Here is a 17758-nt window from a genome sequence, read left to right as displayed (position 1 = left end):
AAACCAGGACCACGTTGCACTCCTTTCACCGTTCATCCACATGACGGGGAAGCGAAAGACTTCGCCGGGAAAGTGTCATCGCATTCCGACAATACGCTTCACCTTCCAAGCGGAATAGGTTCCGGAAATGCGGACTCCGGCCTTCACGGGCCCCCTCACCGTCACTCCGGCACCACCATCCGGATGCGGAAGAACCTCGCCGGATCCTCCGGGGTCACGGGGTAGGAGAATATTTTCGAGAGCGGCAAGGAGCTGGTTTTCGGAGAAGTTGTGTCGCTCACTTTTCTCCATGTTTTCAGGTCACTGCTTTCCTCCAGCACGGATTCCACATGAGGCAGGGTATATTCCGCCGAGACGTAAAAGTGAAGCTGTCCGGGCGGGGTTCCTGTGCCGGCGATGTCATCCGCGGAAAGCCATGTCCACAGCCCCCAAGTCCATGAGTAGCGATCCCGCGGGTTCAATCCATAGGCGTACTCCATGAAGTTCGTCAGGCCGTCCCCGTCCGCATCATCATTCGGACCGGAGTTTTCCCCGGTCAGGCCGTGGGTGTCCTTCCAGTTCCGGAAATGATCCGCCGGAGAGGTGGTCTGGAGATCCCTGATGCCAACGTCGTAGTCGAAGTCGTGCCAGACGGGGACCGCGGTAATCACTTGCGTGACGGGATCATACAGCTTTGCCACCAGACGCCATGATATTTCATGGGGACCAGCTGGCAGCAGGATCTCGGACAGGTTGCCGGAGAACACGATCGGGAATTCCCTGAGCAACTCCCCGTCCATCTTCACTTCCAGCCCATATTCCATGATGTTGCCCGCCCAGTCAGGCACGGTGGGGACCTGCCCGGAGATCAGGGGCTGTCTCTGGCTGATCCAGGGCCGGAAGGAAAGGATGAGCGGACCTTCCACATCCAGCTTCAGCGCGCCGTCGCTGGAGTTGGTCGCCAGCGACTCGGCCGGTCCGCTCGGGCCGTACCAGTATCCGACGGACCATCCCGCACCAGCTTCCACCGGCAGTGCGGGAATGCCCGCCAGGGTCACGATCTCACCGGGAGTCCTTGTGGGGACTGTTTCGATTTCGAGCGCGTCCACCAACGCCAATGGGGGGTCAAAGTAGAAGTTGCCGAGGGAGAGATGGTGCCAGGAGATGACATGGGTTCCGGGCGGGACGTCCAGTTCCACCGCGGTCCACTCCGCACCGGCGGGGGCAAGCGGCGCTTCCCGTCCGTCGATCCCGGCGATCAGCTTTGTCCTGGCATCGCATCTCCAGCGGAAGCGCACCTTGGCGGGACCATCGACCACGGTGGACATGCCGGAGCGGTCATCCGGGGGAGCCAGGGAAACGGCGGCATCTTCCGGGAAATCCTGCCTGTCGTCCCCGAGGAAAGAGAATCCGCGCCAGCTTGCGGGTTCCATCGCCCGTGGCAGGTCCAGCGCTTCCTCCAGCGTGGTCTCGCCGAGCGGCTGCGAGCGGAAGCGATCCACCAGCACGACGTCGTTTCCGTCGATGGCGTCGTTCCAGAAAACGGCGGACCGGGGGGCGATGAACCTGGACCGGCGGAGCGGTGGCTCGCCCGGGCCTCCGTTGATGTCACTGGACGCCTGCATCCAGTCTGGGCCCGGATTGAGGAGATAGAGCACGCTTTCCCTGCCGGGGGACCACTTGTCCTCCTGGTCATGGGCATCGGCGGCGGGCACATGGGTTCCCGAATCCACGCCCGTGGAGAACCACAGCGCGTCCTGATGATCCAGTCCCTCCATCAGCGGTGAGACGCCGGGCGTGAAGGTCATCCCGCTGATGATCCAAATGGGCAGCTTCACCGCATCCGGATCATCCCCTGTGATCTCCGTCTCCAGCGAAAACCTGACCCGATGCGTGCCGGTCGGAATGTCCATGGAGGAGGACATCCACGTATCCTGATAATCGTAGACGAGCACGCCCACGTCCAGGCCGTCCACCTTTCTGCTCCAGGTGGTCAGTGTGCCCTCGCCCGTCGTGCGGTTCTCCCGCCAGGACAGCCTGCCAGGTCCGGTGACCTCCCGTTCGATCCAGCGATCCTCGCCGGATTTCGTCAGCAGGATGATGCCATCCGCTCCATTTTCCCCCAACGAGGGAAACACGGCGAGCGCCTCCGGCACGCTGGAGGACCAACCCTCGCCGGGGGCGATGGCCCCCCGTGGCACCCAGCTCACGTTGTCCACCGCCAGGGCCTTGGGGGTGGATCCGCCCCCCCAGTAGGCGGAAAACTCGATCCGAATCGTGTGCGTTCCGTCGCCCATCACCAGCATGGGCTCCACCTTGCGCCAGGGTTCCTGGATCACCTTTCCATCGACCAGCACCCGTATGCCGATCCCGCTGTTCCAGGGATCCATCCCACCGGTCGCGGTCGAAGAAAGGACGGAGAAATCCAGCAGCCCGGCTCCCTCGACGGTCGTCTCCAGCCAGGTGGTCTGCCCGTCCGGGAGGCGCACGTTCGCCGCGGTGTCACCCACGGCTCCCGGCGTGTCCCGGCCGGTCACGGGGTGCTCCGCCGGGGTGCTCCAGGTGAGATCCCCCGCATCCAGCGATGCCGCCAGGGGCTTCTCCGGCCATGGCTTCCATGAAAAGGCCCCCAGCTCCAGCCATCCACCATAGTCCCAGTAGGTGGAGATCTCCCACTCCAGCGTCACAGGCCCATCCTGGTTGATGAAGGTGGTGACTTTCCGCCGGAGCTGGACGGAGTCGGGCGCCGTCGCGATGGTCTGTCCGTTCACCCGGAAGGTGCCGGTCGGCGTGCCGGCCGCGAGCTTTTCCCACTCGAATGAAAACTCCCCCGGCGCAGTCAGGGTGATCTGCATCTTCCGCGGCGTCGTGCTGAGGGCGGCAGGGGACACCAGCACCGGCTTTGACGCTCCGGTCTTCAAGGTGCCCACCCATGGTTGGTCCGCCGGGCTGAACGTCGGGGAAACTCCTTCGATCCCTAGGACGTCCATCGCCGGCATCACCGGGTCCGCCTGGAACTCCAGTGCGCTGAGCGCCATGCGCGAGGTGTCTTCCAACACGCCCCTGGCCTCCATGGTGAGGTGGTGGTCTCCCGGTGGCAGCCACAGGGAGTGGTTCTTCCATCCATGGCCGTCACTGCCGGACCGGACCACGGACACCCTGTGACTGGAGGAAAAGGAAAGCTGGGCACCGATGCCCGCATTCGATGATGCCGTGGAAACGGGGAAATGGCTCCTGAACCGGACGGTGCCCGGACCGGTGAAGGGAATGCGCAGCCGTGGCTTCTCCCCATAGTAGTCCCACTTCGATGCAGGGACCAGGGCCTCCGCCGGGTCCCCGCCCAGCCCCGTCACGCCATTCCATGTTCCGTTACGTCCGGAGATGACGGCCGCGCCGACGCTTTCCCCGATCACCCCGCCCTCCGGCAGTGGCACCACGCGGATGGCCGATACCCTGGCGCTCACATCCCCGAAGTAAGGGGCGCTCCGTTCCGCCAGGTAGCGGATGGTGTGCGTCCCGGCCGGGACTTCGATGAGCGCGGTCGCCGCCTTGTTCGTCAGGTGCGACAGGCTGGAATCCCAGCAGGCTTTCCCATCCACCAGCACCTTTAGCGGACCTGTGGAATTCGAATAACCATGGTAGTTGAAGGAAACCTCCGCCGGCCCCGTCACCTCGTGCTCGATCCAGCCTTCATCCGCGGCTCCGGTGAGGGAGAGGTAGGCCTCATAGTTCCCGGAAGTGGACTGTGGCACGATGGTCCACGGTGCGTCACCACCCACGCTGAAGCCGCCCTCCGGCAGTCCCAGCGCGTCCGCCAGCGATGTGACGTGCGGGACGATCTCGATGTAGTCCACCCGTGCCTCCGACATCGCGCCCAGAGTGTAGGTGCCCGGTGGCAGCAGGTAGCAGCGTGTGGTCCACTCGCCGTCCGGCAGCGTCTCGGAGGAAAGCACATCCGACTGGAGCGCCAGCGCCCAGGGATTCGAAAGGGCACCTCCACCGAAGAACCTCCCTCCACCCGTCTCCCGGATCTTCACCAGGGACCTCTCCGCCAACACGAAGTCCACCCCGCTGCGATAGCCCACCACCACTCCGGAGCCGCCGCGCGTGCCCTCCATCTCCGCGCCAAAGGGGCGGCTGGTGTTGTTGGGAGTTTCGGTGAACGTCAGATGCGGGGCATCCAGCGCCGTCGCGAAATCCACCTCCGCCACCCGCTTCACGTCACGGACGGCCACATCCGCGGGCACCCGCCGTGTGTCCACCGCTCCGGAGGCCTCCCATTCGATGCTGTGGGGACCAGCCCCCCTCACGGGGACGAACCCGGTGGACCAACTGTCCTTGTAGGGAAGATTCACCCACGTGCCCGCGTCCGTGCGCACGCGGGCTTCCTTTCCCCTGGCCAGATAGCGGAAGCGCACCACCCCGGCACCCTCCGTGTCACCCCTGAGGATTTTCGGCACGCTGGCACCGGTATTTGGCACCGCATGCAGCAGCCCGGACCATGCGGCGTTGCCACTCCCGTCAGGCCAGCCGGACAGTCCCTGCCAGCCCGCGCCACCCAGCACCACACTGCCGTCCGCCTCCCCCGCAGCCAGGGGCAGCACCATACCCGGTTGCCAGCGCCCCCTGCCGAATGTGGTCTCCGCATAGGAGCTGGAATCGCCCGCGGTCATCATCCACGTCACCTCGTGCGTGCCCGCCGGAACATACACCCTGTCCGTGTGGTCACGGTCCGGGGCGATGCCGCCGTCCACGACGCCATCGATCATCACCGTGGTCGGGAAATTCAACGACGCCGCCCGGTCCAGCTCCAGGATGCCCGGCCCCTGTACGTGGCCGCTGAGGTAGTAGGAGTAGCCTTCCCCGGACGTGCGTCTCACGATCATCCGGTAGCCGGCTGGTCTCAGGTTGTAGCTGTCATAGGTCCTGCTCCATGCGTTTCCGGTTGGATTGACCACGGACCATGTCACCCCCGGGACGTTGCCCATCGCATCCTGCAGGTCCGCGTTGGAAATGGCTCCCTGCACAGCCTGGCATCCCGCCAGACCGGCCAGCAACCCCATCACAAGTTTCATGCCGCATTCCATATCTGACCTCGCCCCACAACCGGAGGCGGAGAATCAATCGTAATGCGGGAAACTCCACAAGCCCGCCTTCCGGCTTTCTGGATGCAATGGTGCGGAAATGACATGGCTTTCTCTCCGTGGGTGATGTGATGTTCACGCCGCGACCACGCTCACGGCAGAGCCAGAGGCAACGCTTTTTATATTGATCGCATGCAACGGTTTTGTCATGCGTTTATGCATGCAATTCTGGACTGCCCTCCTCCCCGTCCTGTTGGGTTCCATGGCTGTTTCCCGAGCCGCCACCATCCAGGCAACGCTGAACTCCCAGGATTCGATCGTGGGTGAGCGCGAGGGGGGGACAGCCGCGGCCGTGGGTTATTATGCCGATTCAGCCAACGGCCAGGCGGGAGTCGGTGGAGGCGCTGGAAATCGGGAAAACCGGAATCTGATCATCGGATTTATCCTGCCTGTGCTTTCCGAGCCGATCGTGAGCGCGACATTCTCCATTTTGATCGCAAATTCATCTTCATCCGGCGGATCCGTGGCGGTCGATCTTTATGGCCTGTCCACCATCAATCCCGACGGCACGGGTACCACCCTCTTCGCGGAGATTGGGGCCGATGGTTCCCAGATCTTCCTGATGGACGCCTTCGCGAGTCCTGGGGATACGGGAACCAAAACCGCGACGGTGACCGACTTCATCCAGAGCCTCTACACGGGGAATACCCCCAACCAGACCGAGGTGTTTTTCCGGATCAACCCGGACCGTGGCCTCAGCACGAGCCAAGGCCCGCGCAGGGTCACTTTCACCACTTCCAGTGCCCAGCTCGAGATCGTCACCGTCCCTGAACCATCGCTCGGCTTGCTTTCCGTGGCAGGGTTTGGCTTGTTGCTGGTCAAACGCTCCCGGCGGAAGATCTGAGGTGGTGTGTCAGGGCAGGAGAAGACCGGGCTGCCATTCGACGACAAATGCCCCGGCCGGCCGTCACGAAAACAACTTCCGGTCCAGCGCCCTGCATTGGATCGCTTCCAGCACATCCTGCGCGCGGATGTTTTCCGAGCCACCGAGGTCCGCGAACGTGCGGGCGACCTTGAGGATGCGGTCGTGGGTGCGAGCGGCGACGACGCGCTCGCGGATGACGGAGGATTTCTCGCCGCCGGGATCCTGTGAGTAGAGTTCCTTGGAATCGACGGGCGGCACTTCGACATGAAGGTCGATGCGGTCGGGCAGGGGGACCGGAGATGCGCTGGCGGTGGTTCTCGATCTGGCGCGGGGAGCAGCGGCACTCCCTCCTGATGCCGCCGTAGTAGCCGTACGGATTTTGGGAGATCACGAAGAAAGGGCGGATCAGGCAGCCCCTCAGGCTCGAACCAGCAGCAAACCCGAACGGGTGCGCGGTGGCAACGGGCCGGAGTTCGTGGCAACGGAAATGAGCGGCGGGATCAGAGGAGTGATTTGACGGGGGGATGGTTCGTAGAGGGGGAAACGGCTCCATGTAAGCCCCGAGAAAACTGTTTGACGGATAAAAATACAGAATATACAGACATCGGCATGTGGAGAAAGATTTGTCCGAGAGTCGTGACGCCGATGGCTTCCATCCTTCTGGCGATGGCCTGTGAAGCGGGTGAGAAGCCGGGGGGATTGAAGATCTATTACCTGCGCCATGCGCAGTCCGGGCACAACGTGCTCAAGGATTGGGAGGAGATCCCGAAGGAAAAGCGGCCGGCGTATGTGGGGAACTCGGATACTTTTTCCGACCTGGGGTGGGCGCAGGCGGGCTTGGTGCCGGATAAGTTGAAGGGCTTCCATTTCGACTACATTGCGGTCAGTCCGAAATGGCGCACGAGGAACACGATCCTGCCTTACTTGAAAAAAGAAGCCAGGAAGGGCGAGATCTGGCCGGAACTCAGCGAGGTGAGCCCGGAACTCGACAAAGGATCCTTCAAGGTGGAGTTCAAAGGCGAGCTGTTCCGGGGGAAGGAACTGGAACTGCCGGAAGATGAAAAAGGATTCTTCGTGGTGGGGCCGGAGGACAAGCTGACCTACAAGCGTCCGAAGGATGAGGAGGAAAGGAAGGTGGAGGCGCTTGAACTGGCGAAGCGGACCATCGGGCGGATCAGGAAGCAGTTCGGAGGAACCTCCAAGGCTGTCCTGCTGGTGGGGCATGAGAACTCGGGCACGAATTTCCTCCGGGCGCTCACGGGCGATTTCAAGCGGGACATCGAGATCGACAACACCGGTCTCTGGCTGGCGGAGGAGCAGCCGGACGGAACCTTCCGGATCACTCTCGAAAACGGAAAGCCGGTGGAGAAGTGAAGCTCGCAGGAAATCGATCAATCATGAAGCCGTATATGGAACCGGGTATGACCGGGACAATGGGAGGGGAAGTTGTGAAGGACTTCCGGAGTTTTCTCGGCAATGAAACCAAGGATCTGAGGATCGGGCCAGGGGTCATCGGAGAAGTGGCGGAGGTGTTCCGGCGGAATTTCCCCGGAAAAGCGGCGATTTTGATCGCGGACCCAAAGACACTGATCTTTGCAAGGGAAGCGGAACGGCGGCTGGAGGAAGGAGGCTGCGGATGTGCGGCGCTGCATCTGCTGGAGGATCCGGAACTTTACGCGGAGCATCGTTTCGTGGAGGAAATCCACGGGTTCCTGGCAGGATGTGACGGGGTGCCGGTGGCGGTGGGGTCCGGCACGATCAATGATCTGGTGAAACTGGCTTCCCACCGGCTGGGGCGACCTTACCTCTGCATTGCCACCGCGGCATCGATGGATGGCTACACCGCCTTTGGTGCATCCATCACCTTCGAGGGATCGAAGCAGACCTTCTCCTGCCCCGCGCCAGCGGCGGTGATGGCGGATATCGGGATCATGGCCACCGCGCCGGCGGAGATGGGTGCATCCGGCTACGCGGATCTTTTGAGCAAGGTAACGGCCGGTGCGGACTGGATCCTCGCGGACGCACTGGAGGAGGAAGCGATCGACCACAGGGCTTGGGATATTGTCCAGGGAGGTCTGCGGGATGCGCTGGGCGATCCGGAAGGAGTAAGAGGGGCGGATCTGAAGGCTCTGGAGGCTCTCACGGAGGGATTGATGCTCGGAGGCTTCGCCATGCAGTGGCACCGCAGCAGCCGGCCCGCATCCGGTGCGGAGCACCAGTTCAGCCACCTGTGGGACATGCAGCACCATACCCACAACGGCAAGGCTCCCAGCCATGGTTTCAAGGTCGGCGTTGCGACGCTGGCGGTGACCGCGCTTTACGAAGCTCTGCTCGATCTGCCGCTGGAAGAGATCGACGCGGATGCGGCGGCGGAAGCATGGCCGGAGACAGAGGTTTTGGCGGAGAGGATCCGGGAGCTTTTTCCGGATGAGGAGCTGCAGGAGATCGCGGTGAAGGAAGGCTTGCTCAAGCATGTCCCGCGGGAAACCGTGAGGGCGCAGGTCGGACTACTGCGGAAGCAGTGGCCGGAACTCAGGGAAAAGCTGCGCGGCCAGCTCATTCCTTTCGCGGAGATCAGGCACATGCTTGAGGAAGCCGGGGCGCCGACAGAGCCGGAGGAGATCGGCATCTCCCGGAGCAGGCTGCGGCGGAGCTTCGATCTGGCGTATTTCATCCGCAGGCGTTTCACCGTGCTGGATCTGGCGCGGAGGGCGGGCTTGCTGGAGCCTTGCCTGGAGCGTCTGTTCGGTCCGGAGGGCATCTGGCCGGAGAACGGCGGGAGGCAAAATCAAAATCCCTGATACAGTGATGACGGAACGACTGAAACCGGAACACCGCCGCTGGATCATCCTCGTGATGATCTTCTTCGCCATCGTGCTCAACTACTTCGACCGGCAGATCGTTTCCATCCTGAAGCCGGTGCTGAAGTCGGAGTTCGGGATGGGGGATCCGGATTACGCGCTGCTGGTGAACGTCTTCACCGTCTGCTACGCGGTGATGTATCCCGCGGCCGGGTGGTTGGTGGACCGCTTCGGTGCGGGGGTGATGTTGTTCACCGGGTTGCTCACCTGGTCGGCGGCGTGCCTTGGCGCGGGGCTCACGCGTTCCTTCGGCTCGTTCCTTGTGTTCCGCGGAATGCTGGGGCTGGCGGAACCGACGGCGTTCCCCGCGCAGCTGCGCGTGGTGACCACGTGGTTCCCCAGCACGCTGCGCGGCACGGTGAACAGCCTGTGCGTGGCGGGCGGCACTGCGGGAGCCATCATGGCGCCGCCGGTGGTCGCATGGATCACACTGCGCTACAACTGGCACATGGCTTTCATCATCCCCGCCGTGCTGGGGCTGGTCCTTGCGGTCGGCTGGAAGCTGCTCTACCGGAATCCTCCGCCGGAGATCGAGCGGGAGGCGGCACTCGGCACTCCCTCGGAGGGAGGGAAATTCACTTGGCCCCAGCTCTGGAAGACGCGCAGCCTGTGGGCCATCCTCGCGTGCCGGTTTGTCAGTGATCCGGTGTGGTATTTCTGCCTGTTCTGGCTGCCGGGTTACCTTCAGGAGGAGTCCGGACTCACCCTCGCGCAGATCGGCATGGTCGGCTGGATCCCGTTCCTGGCCGCCGACATCGGCGGGGTGGGCACCGCCGCATGGTCCGACAGGATGGTGAAGCGCGGCAGGGGCACCCTGGAGGCCCGCAAGATCATGTTGGTGACGGTGGCCGCACTTGCGCCGGTGTGTGCGCTCACTCCACGTTTTTCCGGGGCGCTGACCACGTTGGTCATCTTCAGCGTGGTGGGAGCGGTCTGCCTGAGCTGGTTGTTTTCCATGAGTGTGGTCATCGCGGAGGCCTTCCCAAGGGAAAACGCTGCCAGCGTCCTGGGGATCGCGGGCGGCTTCGGCGCGGCGGGTGCGATGCTGTTCAACCACCAGGTGGGCCAGATGATCGCCGGTGTGGGTGCGCCCACCCTGTTCCTGGTCATGGCGTGTCTCCACCCCATCGCCGCCCTCATCCTGTGGGCCGGCGTGAGGCGCGAACGCCCGGCTCCTTCCACCACCATTCTTTCCAACCCCGCCACCCCATGAATCTGAAAACGATTTTGAAAATGATTGCCCTCGGAGGGCTGATTTCCTTTTCCACGGCCCAGGCGGAGGAAACGCCGGAGATTTCCGTGCGCGTCATGTCCTGCAACATCCGGGTGGACTTCCTGCCGGAGGATGCCGCTTCCGGAAATGATTGGAAAAGCCGCCGGGATCTTTGCCTGGAGGTCATCCGTTCGCGGAAGCCGGACATCGTCTGTGCCCAGGAAGTGCTGCGCGGCCAGTACGGGGATCTCCTGGCCGGGTTGCCGGGGTTCACCGGATTTGGTTTCGAGGGACCGGAAATGGACGGCAAGGATGAGGGCTACCACGGCATCGGCAAGAATCCGATCCTCTTCCGGCAGGATCGCTTCGAACTGGTGGCGTCCGGCACTTACTGGCTTTCCCCGACACCGCATATCCCCGGCTCCATCGCGGAAGGCGGCTACCGGGCGCGCCATGCGAACTGGGTGCGGCTGAAGGACAAAGGCACGGGGCGGCAGTTCCGCGTGTTGAACGTCCACCTCGACAGCGGCCCCGGCATGGCTCCCGTGCGTGAAAAGCAGATCGCCATGGTGATGGAGGAGGCTGCGGTCTATCCGGCGGAGTTTTCGCAGATCCTCGCGGGTGACCTCAACTCCCGGGCCGCGGCCAGGGTCCATGAGATCATCCGTGCCGCAGGCTGGACGGACGCCCGCTTGCAGGCGCCGGGTCCGCCCGCGGAGGAAAGTTCCGCCCATGCCTTCGGTACTTCGGACAAAGGGAGCACCCCGATCGATTACATCTACACCCGCAACGCGAAGAAGGTGGCCTCCTGGGAAATCGTGAAGGATTCAAAGGAGGGCCGCTATCCCAGCGACCACTATTTCCTCTCCGCCGAACTGAAACTCTGAACCCCATCCCTTTCATCACATGTCACAGAACCCAACCCTGATCGAAGAGCCCGCCCGGTACCTGCCGGTGCGTGCGGAATATGATGTCCTCATCGCCGGTGGCGGTCCATCCGGCCTGATCGCCGCGCTCGCGGCGGCGGAGGACGGATTGCGCGTAGGACTCCTGGAAAGCCGCAGTTTTCTCGGAGGAAACATGACCATCGGCCTGCCGGTGCTCGGCTTCCTCGGCCAGAAGGGGAACCAGATCATCGAAGGACTGCCGCAGAAATTCATCGACCGTCTCAAGGAGCGGAATGGTGCGAGCGAGCACCGGCCCTGCCCGCTGCACATGGGCATCACCCTGGTCGAACCGGAGGCGGTGAAGACGGTGGCGCTGGAGATGCTCACGGAAGCGGGCGTGGATGTGGTGTTCTACACCTCCGTCGCTGGAGTGGTGAAGGAGGGGGACCGCATCAAGGGCCTGATCACCGAGAGCAAGAGCGGCCGCGAGGTGTGCTTGGGAAAGGTCGTCATCGACTGCACGGGGGACGCGGATGTGGCCTGCCGGGCCGGTGTTCCCTGCGAAAAGGGGAACGGTGCCGGAGGCATGCAGCCGCCCACCCTCATGTTCTGCCTGGCGGGCGTGGATACGGACGAGCTGCGCATGAGCATCGCGGGGCAATCCCGCACCTATCTCACGGACTTCATCCCGGCGGAATACTTCGGCCAGAACCACCAGTTCATTGTCGTGGGACTGCGCGAGCTGATCGCGAAAGCACGGGAGGAAAGGAACCTGAACATCCCGAACGAACGCACCATCATCATCACCGGCCTCCGTGAGGGAGAAGCATGGCTGAACATGACACGCGTGGCAGGTGTGGACGGGACGGACGCCCGCAGCCTCTCCATGGGCGAGATCGAGGCACGGCGGCAGATCGATGACATCTTCACCTATCTGAAAAGCTACGTCCCCGGTTTCTCGAAATCCTACTTCACGAAGACGGCCCCATTCCTCGGCATCCGGGAAACGCGGCGCATCGTCGGCAAGTATGTGATGACGCAGGAGGACGTGCTCGGCTGCCGTCATTTCGAGGACGCCATCGCTGTGGCCAGTTATCCCATCGACATCCACCGTCCCGGAGACGAGGGCTGCACTCTCATCTGGTGTGGTGATTGCTATGACATCCCATACCGTTCGCTGGTGCCGGAGGGTGTGGAGAACCTACTGGTGGCTGGCCGCTGCATTTCCACCACGCATGAGGCGATGGGGGCGATCCGCGTGATGGCGACATGCATGGCCATGGGTGAGGCCGCGGGCCGCGCCGCCAAGCGGGCGGTGCGTGATGGAGTTGCGCCATCGGAGATCGATGTCGCCGCCCTCCAGGCGGAGTTGCGTGAAAAGGGAGCCTACCTGCGCGCCTATCAGGAAACTCTTGTGGAGGCGGTTCAATGAACTTCACCCTTGGGCTCGACTTCGGAACCAACTCCGTCCGCGCGGTGGTGGTGGACGTTTCCGATGGCCGGGAGATCGGCACGGGAGTGTGCGGCTATGCCAGTGGGGTGCAGGGCATCCTTCTGGACGGAAAGGATCCCCATCTGGCGCGGCAGAGTCCGATGGACCATCTGGAAGGTCTGAAAGAGGCGATCCGAGGGGCGCTGCTGCAGGCGGGGGAGTATCCGGATTTCAAGGCGGAGAATATAGGTGGCATCGGTGTGGCGGCCACCGGTTCCAGTCCGCTGCCGGTGGATGCCCGGAATGTTCCGCTGGCTTTCCATGATGGATGGAAGGATCACCTGGATGCCCAGTGTTGGTTGTGGAAAGACCACACCGCGCGGGTGGAAGCGGAGGAGATCACGCGCCTGGCGCTGGAGGTGCGGCCGGAGTATGTCCGTGCGTGCGGCGGAGTCTATCTGTCCGAGTGGTTCTGGGCGAAGATCTGGCACTGCCTCCATGTGTCGCCGGAGATCTTCCACGCGGCATTCAGTTGGGTGGAGTTGGCGGACTGGATCCCCTCCGTGCTCGCGGGCGTGGAGGATCCATTGCGGATCCAGCGTGGCGTCTGCTCGGCCGGACACAAGGCGCTCTATTCGGACCAGTGGGGTGGGCTGCCGGACGGCGCGTTCCTGCGTGCGCTGGACCCGGCCTTGGAAGCCCTGCGGGACAGGCTCTATCAGAAAGCGCACGACGCGAGCCGCCCAGCGGGTTCATTGTGTGCGGAGTGGGCGGAGACGCTCGGCCTGCGGGAAGGCATTTCCATCGCCATCGGAAAGTCCGACGTGCATTACGGGGCGATCGGCTGTGGGGTGAAGCCGGGGCGGTTGGTGAAGGTGATCGGCACCTCGTCCTGCGACTGCTGTGTGCTGCCGGTGGGTGGAGGGTTTCCGGACATCCCGGGCATCTGCGGGGTGGTGGAAGGGGCCATCCTTCCCGGTTTCTACGGGCTGGAGGCGGGGCAGTCCGCCGTGGGCGACATCTTCAAATGGTGGATCGAGAAAGTCTGCGGTGGGGATGACGTGCTCTACCGCCGGATCTCGGAGGAAGCCGCGGCATTGGAACCCGGGGAGTCAGGCGTGGTCGCGCTGGACTGGAACAACGGCAACCGCAACCTCCTCGCGGACCCCATGCTCGGCGGGCTGTTGGTCGGGCAGACGCTGCACACCACGCGGGGCGAGATCTACCGCGCGCTCATGGAGGCCACGGCCTTCGGGGCGAGGATGATCATCAACCGCCTGCGCGAACACGGTGTGGTGGTGGAGGAACTGGTGTGTGCGGGAGGCATCGCGGAAAAGAACGCCGTGGCGATGAGCATCCTCTCCGATGTGCTGGGTGTGGAAATCCATGTGCCGGAGACGCGGCAGGCCTGTGCGCTCGGTGCTGCCATCTCCGCCGCGTCCGCCGCCGGTTTCCACAAGGACCTCTCTGCCGCCCGGGATGCCATGGGCTCCCGCAGTGTGCCGGCGTTCCGTCCGGACCCGCGGCGGATGCTGGCGTATGACCGGCTCTTCACGCTCTATCGCACCCTGCATGACGCGTTTTCCGGAACCGGCCGGGAGACGGATGTCTCGCGGGTGATGAAGGATCTCATCGCTTTGCGGAATACGGGGTGAACCCTCCCGTTTCCTTCAATCTTCCTGCAGCAGGGCCTCCGCCACCGTCTCGTCGATGGCCAGGGATTTGATGAGTCCGCCGCGGATGGCGGCGCGCAGGGCGTCCGCGCGTTCGACGCCGGAGATGATGCAGATCACGTTCGGGATCTTCCGCAGCTGGTCGATCTCGATGCTGACGACGCGGTCTTTCCACACCGTCGCGCATTCCTTTCCGTTCTTGTCGAAGAAGCGTCCGCAGATTTCCCCGACCGCGCCGGCTTTCCGCAGGTCCTGCAGATCCTTCCGGGTGAAGACACCGCGCTCGATGAACACGGAGTCCTCCATGCTGCCGATGCCGACGAGCGCCAGGTCCACTTCATCGAAGCGCTTGCGCATGCCCTTGATCTGGTCCAGCCGCAGGAAGGCATCCCGGTCCGCCTTGTCCATGATGAAGGCGGGCGAACTCAGGGCGTAGAAGGGGGAGTGGAAATGTGAGGCCAGCAGCCGCCCGAGTTCCTGCGCGTCGATGGGCGTGATGTTGGAGTCCACGTTCCCCATGGCCTGCAGCACGCCTTTCAGGTTCCGCACGGCGGGGGGGAGCTGGGTGATGAGTTCGTGCAGCGTCCGCCCTCCGGAAAGCGCCATGGTGCAGCCGTCCGAGATGAAGGAAGAGACGAAGTGGACGGAGAAACGCCCCACCGCCATACGCAGGTTCTGTGCGGGCATGGTCCGGGAGATTTTCACCACCGCCGCTGCCGCCAGTCCGTATTTCCGCTTCAGCCGGTTCTCCAGTTCGGTGTTCCTCGGTTCATACTCATCCACGAAGATCCGCACGATCCCTTGCTTCTGTGCCACGGCGAGCAGCCGGGAGACATGCGCCTGGGATACGTTCACATACTTGGCCACCTCTGTCTGGGAGAGGCCGTCCATGTAGTAAAGTTTGGCGGCCAGACGCAGTTGGTGATCGGAGTAATTTGACATCGAAGCGACGGCTCCGATCCAACAGCAGGGGAGATTCACCAGCAAGGCCAAAGGGCAGGCGGGGGGAGATCGTTCCGTCCCATTCCGGGAAAGAATTTGACAGTGGATTATTATCCGGAATAAAAATACCATCAATGAAAGGCATGGGGCATTTCCCGACGCGGACCCCAAGCGGTTCGCCAACCCATGCTTTCCTCTGATCGATCCGCCATGTCCGTTTCCCGCCATCATACTTCCCGTCGTGATTTCCTCCGTGCCTCGGTGCTTGCCGGTGCCGTCTTCGGCGCGGACAGATCCCTGTCCGCCACGGCAACCCGCAAGGCCGCCGCCAACCTGGGTTCCGCCCGCAACGTGATCCTCATGGTCAGCGACGGCATGAACCACGGCACCCTTTCCCTCTCCCGGCAGTACCAGACCCTCATCCTCCGGAAAGAGGCCCATTGGAACCGCCTGTACCGGGAGCAGCCTGTGGTGCGGTGCCTCTCGGAAACCTTTTCCGCCAACAGTTGTGTGACAGACTCCGCCGCCGCCGCCAGTGCCTGGGGTGGAGGCAGGCGTGTCCCCAACGGCGTCCTCAACATCCTCGCCGATGGCACCGGGGTTCCTCCCCTGCATGGGAAACTGCGGAAGGCCGGCCGCAGGACCGGTCTCGTCACCACGGCAACCATCACCCATGCCACTCCCGCCGGATTTGCGGCCAATGTGGACAGCCGTGCGGATGAAGCCCTCATCGCCCGGCAGTATCTCGACCGTCGTGTGGATGTGCTGCTCGGTGGAGGACAGAAATTCTTTGGCGATGAACTGCGCCAGGAATACACCGCCGCCGGCTATGACGTGTTCGACAACCGCCAGGCCCTGAAGCGCGCCAGGCATGACGCCCTGAAGCCCATGCTCGGCATCTTTTCGGAAGGCCATCATCCCTTCAGCATCGACCGCGACCATGTCCCCGCCATCGCCGGGCAGGTGCCCACGCTTGCCGAGATGGCCCAAGCCGCGCTCGACCGCCTCCGGCATGCCCCGGACGGCTTCTTCCTCTTGGTCGAGGGCGCCCGCATCGATCACGCCGGCCACGCGAACGACGCCGCCGCCTCCATCCACGACCAGGCCGCCTTTGACGACGCCATCGGAGCCGTGCTCGCCTTCATCGGGGAGAATCCCGACACCCTGCTCATCATCACCACGGACCACGGCTGCGGCGGCATCCAGATGAACGGAGTCAGCGCCAAGGCCGACCAGGGATTCGCTCCCGGCGTCTACAATGCCAGCAACGCCTGCTTCGACCGGATGCGCGGATTCACCCGCTCCTTCGAGTGGATGAAGCAGAACGGCCTGGGCGCCCTCAGCGGGCCGAAACTCGCTGCCGCCATCAGACAGTTCACCGGCATCGAGCTCGACGCCGACCAACTCAAGCTCGCCCAAGGGCTCAAGCCGGGCGTCGGCAGGGCCTTCCAGGCCCACACCGGCATTGGCTGGACCAGTGGCAGCCATACCGGGGAACTCGTCGAACTCTGTGCCTACGGTCCCGGCAGCCGGGATTTCCCCGCGTTCATCCGCAACTTCGAGGTCCACGATCTCATTCTCAAAGCCCTCGGTATCGCGGTGTGACGAAGGTGTAACCGTGTTCCGGAAAAAAAGAGATTGACGGGGAATTTTTATGCAGAATAAACAGACATGATGAAATTGAAGCTGATATTCCGCGGTGGTGCCCGCGCCTGGGTGGCGGGTGTGTTGTTGTCATTCACCGGGCAGGGCGGGGCCGCCACGCTCCATGACGTCTATGTCACGGCCTATTCCACCGCGGACGGTGGACGGACTTCGGAAATCATCCGCTACTCCTGGGATTCCTCCGCTTCCTCCGCCATCAGGCAGGCCAGCGATGTCATTCCCACCGGCTACAGGCTCAGCAATGCGTCCAACCGCTCCCAGACCACCCTGTCGGGCGACGGGAACTCCCTCTCCCTGGTGATGTTCCACACGAACACGGCGGTGACCACGAACTACTTCACCAGCTTCAACCTGGGCACGCGTTCCTTTGATACCACCACGGCGGTCACCAACTCCAACTATAACCAGATCTGGTCGCCTGATGGGCAGAGGTTCTACGCGGTGGGAACCACGGGCACGAACGCCTCGCCGGGCTACGCGGAGTATGGAGCATCCTCCGTCACTCCGCTCCGCACGAACCAACTGACCATGAACAGCGTGGGTTTCCACAACAACCGGATTTATGCCAGCCGGACCGCTGCCACCGGCATCCTGCAGTTCCAGAACGCCGGTCTCAGCACCGCATCGGGAACCTGGACCACTCTGTCTGGAAACGGATGGGATACCTCCACCAATTACGGTCAATTCGCCTTCCTGGGCGAGCAACACCTGTTCGTCACGGACGCCACCAATGAGATGATCCGGGTCTTTTACAATGAGTCCGCCGGAACCCCGACCGCGGGCTGGAATCTGCTGACCATGATCTCCACCACCAGTGCCGGAACATCGGCGCTTTCCCTCATCGACCAAGGGGACGGTGGGGCACGGCTGTTCTTCTCCGGCACGGACAAATTCGGAACCGTCACGTGGAACGGCACTGGATTTGAAGGGCTCGCCATCCTCGGCACCGCGCCGGACGGATATACCTTCCAGGGTATGGTCGCGGTGCCGGAACCGGGTGGACTCCTGCTCTGCGGCGTGGGTGGCGCTCTGTTGGTGTCCCTGCGGCGCAGGAAAACCGTGGAACTCCGGGAGGGAATGGTGGCGTGAGTGGGGGA

At 63.3% G+C, this 17758-nt stretch carries 12 protein-coding genes; 9 read left to right on the top strand and 3 right to left on the bottom strand.

From position 1 onward, the window contains the following. Nucleotides 1–161 precede the first annotated feature (161 nt). Nucleotides 162–5054 carry a hypothetical protein gene (locus tag KF712_10795; protein MBX3741470.1) on the bottom strand — a complete coding sequence of 1631 codons (4893 nt, stop codon included), beginning with the start codon at nucleotides 5052–5054 and terminating at the stop codon, nucleotides 162–164. Nucleotides 5055–5325: 271 nt separating this feature from the next. Here KF712_10795 and KF712_10790 point away from each other — a divergent pair, with 271 nt between their 5' ends. Beyond that, the gene (locus KF712_10790; GenBank protein MBX3741469.1) at nucleotides 5326–5967 is read left to right on the top strand and encodes a hypothetical protein; all 642 of its coding nucleotides are present in this window, start codon (nucleotides 5326–5328) and stop codon (nucleotides 5965–5967) included. 63 nt (nucleotides 5968–6030) lie between these two features. Here KF712_10790 and KF712_10785 read toward each other — a convergent pair whose 3' ends face one another. After that, complete coding sequence (locus KF712_10785) at nucleotides 6031–6246, bottom strand: hypothetical protein (protein MBX3741468.1); 216 nt, start codon at nucleotides 6244–6246, stop codon at nucleotides 6031–6033. A 387-nt stretch (nucleotides 6247–6633) separates the two neighbouring features. Between KF712_10785 and KF712_10780 the strand changes: the two genes are divergently transcribed. The 6 genes from KF712_10780 to KF712_10755 are packed head-to-tail and all read left to right on the top strand — an operon-like array spanning nucleotide 6634 to nucleotide 14036. Further along, entirely contained in the window at nucleotides 6634–7362 is a 729-nt protein-coding gene (locus KF712_10780) for a histidine phosphatase family protein (protein ID MBX3741467.1), read from the top strand. A 59-nt stretch (nucleotides 7363–7421) separates the two neighbouring features. Further along, entirely contained in the window at nucleotides 7422–8789 is a 1368-nt protein-coding gene (locus KF712_10775) for a sn-glycerol-1-phosphate dehydrogenase (GenBank protein MBX3741466.1), read from the top strand. Nucleotides 8790–8796: 7 nt separating this feature from the next. Next, on the top strand, nucleotides 8797–10062 hold the full coding sequence (locus KF712_10770; GenBank protein MBX3741465.1) for an MFS transporter: 1266 nt from the start codon (nucleotides 8797–8799) through the stop codon (nucleotides 10060–10062). Then, nucleotides 10059–10949, top strand: a complete 891-nt coding sequence (locus KF712_10765; protein MBX3741464.1) for an endonuclease/exonuclease/phosphatase family protein — start codon at nucleotides 10059–10061, stop codon at nucleotides 10947–10949. The genes KF712_10770 and KF712_10765 overlap by 4 nt, the downstream gene beginning before the upstream one ends. A gap of 19 nt (nucleotides 10950–10968) precedes the next feature. Further along, the gene (locus tag KF712_10760) at nucleotides 10969–12381 is read left to right on the top strand and encodes an FAD-dependent oxidoreductase (protein ID MBX3741463.1); all 1413 of its coding nucleotides are present in this window, start codon (nucleotides 10969–10971) and stop codon (nucleotides 12379–12381) included. After that, on the top strand, nucleotides 12378–14036 hold the full coding sequence (locus KF712_10755) for a ribulokinase (protein MBX3741462.1): 1659 nt from the start codon (nucleotides 12378–12380) through the stop codon (nucleotides 14034–14036). Before KF712_10760 ends, KF712_10755 begins: the two co-directional genes overlap by 4 nt. Before the next feature lie 15 nt (nucleotides 14037–14051). Here KF712_10755 and KF712_10750 read toward each other — a convergent pair whose 3' ends face one another. Continuing rightward, on the bottom strand, nucleotides 14052–14996 hold the full coding sequence (locus tag KF712_10750; protein MBX3741461.1) for a hypothetical protein: 945 nt from the start codon (nucleotides 14994–14996) through the stop codon (nucleotides 14052–14054). Between the two features lie 210 nt (nucleotides 14997–15206). Here KF712_10750 and KF712_10745 point away from each other — a divergent pair, with 210 nt between their 5' ends. Both KF712_10745 and KF712_10740 read left to right on the top strand, forming a co-directional pair. Continuing rightward, nucleotides 15207–16601, top strand: coding sequence for an alkaline phosphatase (locus KF712_10745; GenBank protein ID MBX3741460.1), 1395 nt, complete (start codon nucleotides 15207–15209; stop codon nucleotides 16599–16601). Nucleotides 16602–16676: 75 nt separating this feature from the next. Further along, a complete protein-coding gene (locus KF712_10740) occupies nucleotides 16677–17750 on the top strand; it encodes a PEP-CTERM sorting domain-containing protein (protein ID MBX3741459.1) in 1074 nt (357 codons plus the stop codon). Nucleotides 17751–17758: the final 8 nt, after the last annotated feature.

It is taken from the genome of Akkermansiaceae bacterium (genome assembly GCA_019634595.1).
Classification (GTDB): Bacteria; Verrucomicrobiota; Verrucomicrobiia; order Verrucomicrobiales; family Akkermansiaceae; genus Luteolibacter.
The sequence above is the reverse complement of the archived record's forward strand: the minus strand, read 5'-3'. Positions and strand labels throughout refer to the sequence as shown.

Coding starts and splice junctions, on each gene's coding strand:
- KF712_10795 (MBX3741470.1), bottom strand. CDS start 5,054: ATGAAACTTGTGATGGGGTTGCTGGCCGGTCTGGCGGGATGCCAGGCT.
- KF712_10790 (MBX3741469.1), top strand. CDS start 5,326: ATGGCTGTTTCCCGAGCCGCCACCATCCAGGCAACGCTGAACTCCCAG.
- KF712_10780 (MBX3741467.1), top strand. CDS start 6,634: ATGGCTTCCATCCTTCTGGCGATGGCCTGTGAAGCGGGTGAGAAGCCG.
- KF712_10775 (MBX3741466.1), top strand. CDS start 7,422: ATGGGAGGGGAAGTTGTGAAGGACTTCCGGAGTTTTCTCGGCAATGAA.
- KF712_10770 (MBX3741465.1), top strand. CDS start 8,797: ATGACGGAACGACTGAAACCGGAACACCGCCGCTGGATCATCCTCGTG.
- KF712_10765 (MBX3741464.1), top strand. CDS start 10,059: ATGAATCTGAAAACGATTTTGAAAATGATTGCCCTCGGAGGGCTGATT.
- KF712_10760 (MBX3741463.1), top strand. CDS start 10,969: ATGTCACAGAACCCAACCCTGATCGAAGAGCCCGCCCGGTACCTGCCG.
- KF712_10755 (MBX3741462.1), top strand. CDS start 12,378: ATGAACTTCACCCTTGGGCTCGACTTCGGAACCAACTCCGTCCGCGCG.
- KF712_10750 (MBX3741461.1), bottom strand. CDS start 14,996: ATGTCAAATTACTCCGATCACCAACTGCGTCTGGCCGCCAAACTTTAC.
- KF712_10745 (MBX3741460.1), top strand. CDS start 15,207: ATGTCCGTTTCCCGCCATCATACTTCCCGTCGTGATTTCCTCCGTGCC.